Source organism: Citrobacter sp. TBCS-14 (assembly GCF_005280805.1).
GTDB lineage: Bacteria > Pseudomonadota > Gammaproteobacteria > Enterobacterales > Enterobacteriaceae > Citrobacter > Citrobacter gillenii.
In genome coordinates, this window is sequence record NZ_SZWM01000543.1 from 1 (window position 1) to 239 (window position 239).

1 protein-coding gene is annotated in these 239 nt (G+C 54.4%); it reads right to left on the reverse strand.

Annotated elements, in window-relative coordinates; translation table 11 throughout:
- A partial coding sequence (locus tag FDX22_RS19780; protein WP_146717664.1) for a DUF4186 family protein occupies positions 1-239 on the reverse strand: 239 nt, incomplete at both ends.

Sequence of the window (239 nt, forward strand, 5' to 3'; positions counted from 1 at the left end):
ATCCCCTACAGCAGGTCGCCGTGGCATGTTGAGCGATAAACACCGGATGTCCACGCATCGGCGTTTGCTTTCCGTCATTGGTCGGGAGCGCGGGAGCCAGGCGCTTAGCAATAAAATCGGCCGCATGTTGTTCAATGACCGGCGCACCTTTTTCCAGACAATATTGTCTTTCTTTCTGACCGAGACGAAACCGCGATCGAAAAGTCGATTTCGCCAGTCGGGCAAAAAGCGAGTCGAGC